The sequence below is a fragment of the uncultured Bifidobacterium sp. genome, from assembly GCF_945269915.1.
Classification (GTDB): domain Bacteria; phylum Actinomycetota; class Actinomycetes; order Actinomycetales; family Bifidobacteriaceae; genus Bombiscardovia; species Bombiscardovia indica.
The window spans coordinates 1-9201 of record NZ_CALYOY010000045.1 but is presented as its reverse complement, the minus strand read 5'-3'; the positions used below and the strand labels follow the sequence as shown (position 1 = coordinate 9201).

The 9201-nt window shown below is 60.9% G+C and carries 9 protein-coding genes; 4 read left to right on the top strand and 5 right to left on the bottom strand.

The features are described 5' to 3' along the window. From Q0K62_RS07415 to Q0K62_RS07405, 3 genes are all read left to right on the top strand, one after another. A partial coding sequence (locus Q0K62_RS07415; protein ID WP_297317338.1) for a hypothetical protein occupies positions 1-2038 on the top strand: 2038 nt, incomplete at its 5' end. Between the two features lie 11 nt (positions 2039-2049). After that, on the top strand, positions 2050-3669 hold the full coding sequence (locus Q0K62_RS07410) for a glycoside hydrolase family 43 protein (protein WP_297317337.1): 1620 nt from the start codon (positions 2050-2052) through the stop codon (positions 3667-3669). A gap of 9 nt (positions 3670-3678) precedes the next feature. After that, the gene (locus Q0K62_RS07405; protein ID WP_297317336.1) at positions 3679-4449 is read left to right on the top strand and encodes an MIP/aquaporin family protein; all 771 of its coding nucleotides are present in this window, start codon (positions 3679-3681) and stop codon (positions 4447-4449) included. Positions 4450-4601: 152 nt separating this feature from the next. On the opposite strand, the gene Q0K62_RS07400 is transcribed toward Q0K62_RS07405, so the two are convergent. From Q0K62_RS07400 to Q0K62_RS07385, 4 genes are all read right to left on the bottom strand, one after another. Then, the gene (locus tag Q0K62_RS07400) at positions 4602-5018 is read right to left on the bottom strand and encodes a glycerophosphodiester phosphodiesterase (RefSeq protein WP_297317335.1); all 417 of its coding nucleotides are present in this window, start codon (positions 5016-5018) and stop codon (positions 4602-4604) included. 273 nt (positions 5019-5291) lie between these two features. Next, positions 5292-6626: a polysaccharide deacetylase family protein gene (locus Q0K62_RS07395; protein ID WP_297317334.1), complete on the bottom strand. Its 1335-nt coding sequence runs from the start codon at positions 6624-6626 to the stop codon at positions 5292-5294. Positions 6627-6983: 357 nt separating this feature from the next. Continuing rightward, positions 6984-7121 (bottom strand): hypothetical protein, encoded by a 138-nt coding sequence (locus tag Q0K62_RS07390; RefSeq protein ID WP_297317333.1) that lies wholly within the window; start codon positions 7119-7121, stop codon positions 6984-6986. A 33-nt stretch (positions 7122-7154) separates the two neighbouring features. Continuing rightward, complete coding sequence (locus tag Q0K62_RS07385) at positions 7155-7367, bottom strand: SDR family NAD(P)-dependent oxidoreductase (RefSeq protein ID WP_297317339.1); 213 nt, start codon at positions 7365-7367, stop codon at positions 7155-7157. Positions 7368-7441: 74 nt separating this feature from the next. Between Q0K62_RS07385 and Q0K62_RS07380 the strand changes: the two genes are divergently transcribed. Beyond that, positions 7442-8653, top strand: a complete 1212-nt coding sequence (locus tag Q0K62_RS07380; protein WP_297317332.1) for an MFS transporter — start codon at positions 7442-7444, stop codon at positions 8651-8653. Between the two features lie 143 nt (positions 8654-8796). Here the strand turns inward: Q0K62_RS07380 and Q0K62_RS07375 are convergent. Beyond that, on the bottom strand, positions 8797-9201 hold a 405-nt coding region (locus Q0K62_RS07375), incomplete at its 5' end, for a TIGR02328 family protein (protein ID WP_297317331.1).

Sequence of the window (9201 nt, the reverse complement as noted above, 5' to 3'; positions counted from 1 at the left end):
AAAGAAAGAAAAGAGCATGTTTGAGCCCATGTGGTTGTCCGATGAGGTTGTCCGCCCCATCGCCAGTGCCTATCGATTCTGTTTGGAAGGTCTGGATTTTCTGAATCCCGTCGCCGAGCGGCTCTATCGGGAGCTGACTGACTTCTGTGGCGCTGCTCAGGCATCAGCGCAGGAAAAGCCTAATCTGATCCTCACCGCCAGGGCCGGTCTGCTCGACGGGGATGAAGCATATCGCCTTCGTAGGGAGGGTGACTGCGTCAAGATCGAGGGCAACACGGCCACGGCCCTGCTCTATGGTCTCTATGGATGGATTCGCAGGGTGGCCTGTGGCGAACAGGTCTACGACTACACCTCGGTTCCGGATCAGGCCCTGCGGATGATCGACCACTGGGACCAGACCGACGGGTCGGTGGAACGTGGGTATGCAGGCGAATCCATCTTCTTCGGAGAACTGTGTTCCAACCGCCATGACGATTTCCGAGCCTTCCCGCAGAGGAACGGGGATGACCCCTTCCGTGGCGACTTGGCGCGAGTCCTCGCTTACGCCCGCCTTCTTGCCTCGATTGGTATCAATGCCATTGCCCTGAACAATGTGAACGTGCGTGGTCTGGCCCGGAGCCTGATCAGGCCTCCGTATATCGATCGGGTCGCGGTCCTCGCCGACATCTTCGCTCAGTTCGGCATCAGGACCTTCCTCTCGGTGAACTTCGCCTCCCCCATCGATATAGGAGGCATGCCCACGGCCGACCCCCTGGATGAGGGTGTGGTCGCCTGGTGGGAAGGAATCGTCGATGACATATATCGGCGCATTCCCAGGTTCGGAGGTTTCCTGGTCAAGGCGGACGCTGAGGGGGAGCCGGGCCCCATGCAGTATGGGCGCACCCATGTCGACGGGGCCAATATGCTGGCCCGGTCCCTTGACAGACATGGCGGCCTGGTCATATGGAGGGCCTTCGTCTACGACTGCCACCAGGACTGGAGGGACAGGAGTCTTGACCGTGCCAGGTCCACCTACGACAACTTCATCAATCTCGATGGTCAGTTCGCCGACAATGTCATCCTCCAGGTCAAGTTCGGCCCCATCGATTTCCAGGTCAGTGAACCGCTCAACCCCCTGATTGGTCGGATGACCCGGACCAATCTCATGGTCGAGTTCCAAATCACGGCCGAATACCTCGGACAGCAGATCGATATCAACTATGTGCTGCCCCAATGGCTGGCCATGACTGATTGGGACACCTGCGCCCCCCTGTCTGATTCCCGCGTGCGGGCAGTGGTTCCCCGTCTGAGTCTTGTACCCTCGCGCACAGGGTTCGCTGGGGTCAGCAATGTGGGCATGGACAGGAACTGGACCGGAAATACCCTGGCCCAGGCCAACCTGTACGGATTCGGTCGAATGTGCTGGGACGCCGATGCGACAGCCGAGTCCATCCTGGATGAATGGCTGACCCTCACCTTCCCGGGTCTGCATGGGGCGGCGGCAGAGGCGGTCCGGCAGATCATGCTCACCTCAAACAAGACCTTCCGTGACTACTGCGCCCCCATGGGTGTGGGGTTCATGGTCAAGCCCGGTCTGCACTACGGCGTGGATGTGAACGGGTATGAGTATGACCGGTGGGGAACCTATCATTTCGCCGATCGGAACGGGATCGGTGTCGACAGGACCCAGGCCACAGGTACAGGCTTCACGTCCCAATACCATCCGGCGCTTGCGGAGCGCTTCGAACGGGTCGATACAACGCCTGAGGAACTCCTGCTTTTCTTCCATCACCTGCCCTATACCTATGTGCTGCATGACGGACAGACCCTCATCCAGCACATCTACAACTCTCACTTCGAAGGAGCGGAAGCGGTTGATCGATACATAGGACTCTGGGAGGGCGTCAGAGGCTCGATACCCCAGGATGACTGGGAGAACGTTGCCGAGAGACTCCAGGCCCAGAAGCACAATGCGACCGAGTGGCGCGACCAGGTAAACACATATTTCCATCGTATGAGCGGGGTGCCCGATGGGCTTGGCCGCGTGATATATGCATAAGAGGGATACCGATGATCATTGACAATCCTGTACTGAGGGGCTTCCATCCCGATCCATCGATGATTCGCGTGGGAGACACCTACTACATCGCCACATCCACCTTCGAGTGGTTCCCCGGGGTGCGCATCCATTCCTCGCGGGATATGGTCCATTGGCAGTATGTGACCAGCGTCCTGGACTCCAAGAGGATGATCGACATGCGCGGCGACCCGTCATCCGGAGGTGTCTGGGCTCCCGACCTGTCGTATGCGGATGGGCGGTTCTGGCTGGTCTTCTCCGATGTCAAGATGGTCACCGGCACCTTCAAGGACGGTACCAACTACCTGACCAGCGCCGAACGAATCGACGGCCCCTGGACCGATCCGATCCCGCTCAACTACGTGGGGTTCGATGCATCCCTCTTCCATGATGACGACGGGAGGAAGTACCTGGTCCAGCAGACCTGGGACCACCGTGAATACCACCATCACTTTGATGGCATAAGCCTGACCGAGTTCGACACCGACACCATGCATCTCCTGCCAGAGACCGCCAGGACCATTTGGAGGGGGACGGATGCCAAGCTGTCGGAGGGGCCCCACATATACAAGATCAATGGGTGGTACTACCTCTTCGCCGCCGAGGGTGGGACCACCTATGCCCACCAGGAGACCGTATCGCGCTCGCGGACCCTGGATGCCGAATCCTTCCTGACCATGCCGGGTGACGAACCCTTCCTGGGCAACTTCGATACGCCCCGGTCGTACCTGCAGAAGCAGGGGCATGGTTCCCTGGTAGATACGCCCTCGGGGGAGTGGTACTACGCCTCCCTCTGTGGTCGCCCCTGGCACCGACCCGAGGAATCGGTCAATGACCCACGGGGATGGTGCACGCTCGGACGTGAGACATCCATCCAGAAGGTCGACTGGGATCAAGACGGGTGGCCCCATATTGAAGGCGGCCATGGAGGGAAACGCTTTGTGGAGGCCCCTTCGGATGCCATGGAGTCGGATGGCACCACCGAGCACCATCAGCATGACGACTTCCAATCGAACAAGCTGGGGCCGGACTGGAACACCCTGCGTGTGCCCTTCGACCGGAAGATGGGTTCCGTGGGCGGCGGTTCCTTGCAGCTCAGGGGTCAGGGGTCCCTGCACAACCTCTTCGACCTCTCCCTGGTGGCCAGGCGTTGGCAGGCGTTCGAGTTCGATGCCCAGGTGCGGTTGAGTTTCGATCCGCACACCTACCAGGCCATGGCGGGGTTGACCAACTACTACAGTGACGCCAACTTCAGCTGGATCTTCGTCACCTGGGACGAGGAGCGGAAGACGCGGGTCATCGAGGTGGCCCAGTCCGACAGGAACAGGTACACGTCCTACCTGAAGGAGAAGGCCATACCGGTTCCTGAGGGGGCCGATGTCTGGCTGAGGACCCAGGTTCGTAGAGCCACGTACTCCTATCGGTATTCCTTCGATGGCAGGCAGTGGTACCCCGTTCCGGTTACCCTTGATGCGGCGATCCTGTCGGACGATTACGTCCTGCAGGAGCTTGACGGGTACTTTACCGGCGCCTTCGTGGGAATGGCCGCAGTCGACTATTCGGGTTACGGAGAAATGGCCACATTCCGTGCGTTTGACTACAAGGAGCAATGAGGTCCAGGCATGATAAGCGGCATTGAGATGTTCGGGTCGGAGTTTCTGGGAACGGCCGCGATGATGGCCATTGCCGTCATGGTTTCGGCCAGCAGGTCCCTTCCGCGAAACGCCGCCTACAGGTCCGACTGGATCAATGCCGCCCTGGGCTGGGGTCTGGCCGTCTATGTAGGTGTTTATGTGGGCTGGCGCACCGGTGGACATCTCAACCCCTCGGTCACCCTGGCCAGGGTCGTCAGCCACTGGATCGACCCCAAGGCCACCCTGAACGGACTGCCCATGGGGAAGGGGGGCATACCGGTGACCGCCGCCAACGTCGGCATCTTCATCCTCGCCCAGTTTCTGGGCGCCTTTGTGGGGTGCTGCATCGGATACCTGGGTACCCGCAGGCATTTCGACCTGCATACCGACCCTGATGTGAAGCTCACCATCTTCTGCACCAAACCGGGTATTCGGTCGAATTTCTGGAATGTGGTCTCGGAGATCGTCGGCACGGCCATCCTGGTCACCTGGGTCTTCGTGAACGGGGGGACGCCCACCCAGGTCGGTCCCCTGGGCGTTGCCCTGGTCATCACGGTCCTGGTCATGGCCCTTGGTGGCGTTTCCGGGGCAGCCCTGAATCCGGCGCGTGACTTCTCGGCCCGGGTGGCCTATGCGGTTCTGCCCATGGCCGACAAGGATGATGCGGATTGGGGTTACGCCTGGGTTCCCTTCGTGGGTCCCTGCATCGGGGCAGTGATCGGTGTGGTTCTGCCCAACCTTTTCAGTCTCGTATTCTGACCACCAGGCCCGGTCTGGTCTGGTTGGATCGGGATTGCCCTGGATGCCGCCTTGCCGCGGATGTGACAAGCTTCGATGTAGTCCGGCATGGACACATGGAAAGCCCCGGAGGGCGATGGCCTCCGGGGCATTGGGGATCGGGCCGCAACCGATCAGTAGCTGGCCGAGGTGGGACCCTCGAAGCGCACATTGAGACCGCGCCCGTGGTGGAGGAACATTTCGGCTCCGTGGCGGTCAAGGTCACGGTGGGTGAAGAGCATGCGGATGGCGAAGGCCGTCTGCACGTCGTCAGGCAGGTCCAGGAAGGCCTTGTGGGCATCCCAACCGTCGGCCGCCACGGCCTTGTCAGGCACATAGGCATATCCGTAGCCGTCCTCGTCCACGTATCCCAGGAAGGGCAGGTCCCAGGCCTGGTGGTAGGCCAGCTGGCCCTTGTAGTCCTCGACCTTCTTCAGGGCCTCGTCACTGATTCCGTACTTCCTCGCCACCTCATTGGCCTTGGCCGTCTTTGCCGCGGCATCCTTTGCGAACATGGACGTATCGACGACGATGAGTGTATCTTCTGCCATGACTGACCTTTCTGATTGGACCGCCTGCACGGGGTCAAGCGGATGTCATGACCGTGCAGTGCCATGACAAGTGGCTGACCATCAATCCTCGACGGCCCTCCTGGATGCAACAACGCTTCCATCTCTAACGATACCAAATTTCAGGGCGGGAATGGGGATGGTGACCGAGGAATTGTCGCATGGCGGAACCCGTCTCCTGTTTGGGATTACTGGTGGTCGAGGTCAAAGACGGTCGCAGTTTCTGTGCCTGGAGAGCACCCGGTCATCCGGGTCTCAGGGTCTCAGAATGTTGGTCCGGGAGTAGTAGACGGTTCCGGCCCGAGGGTACTCGCCGGTCAGTTCGGGTATGGTGACCGGGCGGTATCCCTCATTGTGCAGATCGTCCAATAGGCCGGGCAGTGCCTCCAGGGTGTGGGGCTGGATGTCGTGCATGAGGATGATGGAACCGGGCTGGAGCTCGGCCTTGATCTTCCTGTGGACCGAATCCGGAGTGGCACCTTCGGCCCAGTCGTATGAGTCCACGTCATACATGGCGATGGCCGCCCCAAGATGATTGCGGATGTATGTCCTGCTGGCTTCGTCCACCCTCCCATGAGGGGGCCTGACCATAACGGCCGTTCGCTTGGAGGCAGTGCGGATGACCTGGCCGGACCGGATGAATTCCTGTTCCTCCTGATGTTTGGCCATGGAGTCGGGGAGGTCCTGGTGGCTCCAGGTGTGGTTGCCTACCGGATAGCCCTCCCTGGTCATCCTTTCCAGTATCGGGGCGGTCTGGGGACCCACCTTCTGGCCGACCGGGAAGAAGGTGGCGGTGGATCGGCTCTTGGCCAAGACATCCAAAGCCTGGTTCGTGAGTTTCTGGTCGGGGCCATCGTCAAAGGTCAGGGCCAGGCAGGACTGGTGTGCGCAGTCGATGCCTTGACGCTCGTTCCGGGCCTGGACGAGCCGGTCCGCATCCCGGTACAGGGTCTCCACCAGGGCCGGGACACTGCCCGGATCCGGGTGCTCTCCGACCTGGTGCAAATCGTCGACCAGTGTCAATCTGACGGGGGCGTTCTCGCCAACCTGGGTCTTGGAATCCTCGGCGAATTCAGCCAGACCGGGCATGATCGCCTTGAGCAGGGCCAGGTCATCCGCCTGGGGTGGCAGGTGGGTATCCATGTTGTGCAGCTCGGCGATGGCCTGCTCGGATCTGGCTGTCAGCCGACGCATCATGTCTGCCGTTCTGTGTCGGCTCATGGACAGCTGCCGGGCCGAACATCCCCTGGTGCCGTAAATGCCCGTTTCGAGGGCCTGTTTCCTGTCGCTGCCTTCTTGCCGTCGTATTCGGGTCAGGACCTTTCGGACGGAGGCCGAAGGCTGGTTTCCTCCCGACACCGCCTCCATCGAGTCCAGGAGCTTGTTCAGGTGGTCGTCGCTGATCTTCCAGGCGTTTCCCCACTCCATGCACCTGGATATGCCCGACCTGTAATAGCGGTATGAGGGTCTGTAGGCCGCCAGTCCGACGGCAAGGGCCAGGAGGACAAGCAGGACCACCGCCAGGGTGATGTTCCCGCCCCGTCGATGCTTGTGGCCGCGGGTGCCTGTGATACCTGTGTCTTCTACCATGCTTATCCTTATGACTCAATCGTCCGCACCGGATGAAGCAGTTGCCGGGGTCGTGCAGTGCCATGACAATCCGGGTGACCGTCTCACTTTGACGGTTTTCCTGGATGTGACAGCCTCTCCATTAGAGACAATAGCAAATGTCTATGAAGCAATGGTGGTTTGGCTGCCCTGCCTGTTGCGGATTCTTATGGCCGGCCTGAACCTTTTCCAGGATGTGGTTTCCTTTGCCGGGTTCCTTACCGGCCCGGGCTTGCATTCATGGATGACGATGCCGCCGTGTGTCCGGTCCTGTGATATCTCCGAATGGGTTCCCGGATGGTCGTGTTCGGGAACCCATCCGCTTTCCGGGAGAGCGGGTCACTGGGCGATGAAGCCGCCATCGACCACGAATTCGGAGCCCATGGCGAACTTGGATTCGTCCGGGACCGGGTAGACGCAGATCTCCTCGACATCGTAGGGTTCGCCGATGTGGCCCGAGGGGGAGAACTTGCTCATCCGGTCCTCTTTGGCTCCCGACTGATCAGGGGTCTAGATGAAGCCGGGGTGGACCGAGTTGATCCTGGCATCATAGCCGGTGCTGGCCGAATCCAGAGCAGCCGACTTGGTCAGGAGCCTGGTGCCGCCCTTGCTGCCGTTATAGGCACCGGTCCGGCTCAGGCCAACGAATCCCTCGGTGGATGAGATGTTGATGATGGAGCCGCCACGACCTTTCATCACCCGCAGCCCGTGCTTGGTTCCCAGGAAGGTGCCATGGTCCCCAAGAGGTGTGAGGATGGAAGGCGAGCTGTACCCAGGAAGAGGAGAGGCGGGAACCCATGGGCGTCAATGTCTGGCAAGGTCGGTTCCGGGAGCGTCTGGCCACCTTCGGGTTTTTCGTCTTCATGGGGACGGGCACCTCGGCCTGGTTCTCCCGCCTGCCTTCAGTCAAGGAGATGCTGGGGCTGCAACCCTCCTCCCTGGCCCTGATGACCATCCTGGGCGGGTGCGGTGCCCTGGTGGGGATGGTGGTTTCCGGGGTCCTGACCAACCGGCTGGGTGTGCGCCGGTCCATGCTCCTGGCTGCCTCGACCTGGTGTCTGGGTATGATGATCGCTTCGGCTGCCATCTGGAGGCTTTCCCTGCCCGGGGTGGTCCTGGGGCTTCTCTTCAATTCGGCCGGAATCAGTCTCTGGGGAACGGTCAATACCGTTGAAGCCGGGGCGGTGGAACGCAATGCTGAGCATTCGATTATGTCCAGGTTCCACGCCTCCTACAGTCTGGGTATGTTCCTGGCCCTGGGTCTGGGTTCCTTGATTTCCCATCTGGGTATACCGGTGGTGGTCCACCTCTCGGTCAACGCTGCGGTGACCCTGGTCCTGATAATCTGCTGCCTCCTGATCTGCCCCTCCGACCCCCAGGGTGATGATACGGGACCTGCCGGGGACACTGGTAGGGATGGGGCAGGCGACACCCGCAGCCCCATGCGCAAGCAGGTGGCGGCCTGGGGCGATTCCCTGGTGCTGATGCTGGCCCTGATCAACGTTGCCCTGGAGGCCAGCGAGGGGGCCGTCAATGACTGGAGCAGCATCGGTCTGGTCGATTCCTTCAAGGCCCCGGAGTCCATGGCCAATCTGGCGCCCACGGTCTTTGCGGCGGCGATGATCGTCTCCAGGATGCTGGGTCCCTGGGTCATCGAGCGACTGGGCAACATGGCCAGCCTGTATCTGACCCTTCTCGTTTCGGCCCTCGGCATCCTGGTCTACTCCCTTTCGCCCGTCCTCCTGGTCTCCCTGATCGGGACCGGCATCTGGGGAATCGGCGCCGCTCTGGGTGTGCCCATCGTCACCACTCTGGCCACGCGCGATCCCTCCATGGCGGCCCAGCGGGCCTCGGTCATCTCGACCGCCTATTACGGGGTTTCCTGGATCATCCCGCCAGCCATCGGATTCCTGGCCGACCACACCGGCGTTCGCCCGGCCCTCCTGCCCCTGGCCCTGATCCTGGTCCTGGTCACCCTCCTGGTCAGGCCTGTCAACAGGCAGGACTGACCAGGACCGACTGTCATCAGCGCAGTGGTGCGATGGCGACGGTGAAGAGGTTGACGGCGGCCTGGTTGATTCTGAATGGTACGTCCTGTCTGGTCTCGTCCCCTAAGCGTACCGACCATCATGTTGGGTGGCATGCATTACTGCTACTGCACGTCAGGGTCAGGGTCTGATAAGTGGATGATGATGCCCTTATTCCGGAGGTTTTCCAGGCACTCCTCCAGATATGCCGTGGTGTGCTCCGGGTATATCGGCGAGGTGAGTCGTACGGCCTTCAGCTGGTCGTATGATTTGCAGCGCTGCCCCCGATAGAGGGGGTCGCGCCAATCAGGGTCGGGGTGGTATCCTCTGGAGCTCATCTCATCCATGACCAGGATGTGAAACTGGAAGAGCTTGTATGGTGAATGCCTGAAGACATAATCCACAGTGGCATGCTTACGTCCCCACCCAAGCCCCCTCAGGGCCGTGATCTCCCGATGCTGCCCCAGGAGCTGCTGTCTTGGCAGCAACTTGATCAGGCTCTGATGCCACAGTCGCACATCTGCCCCCGA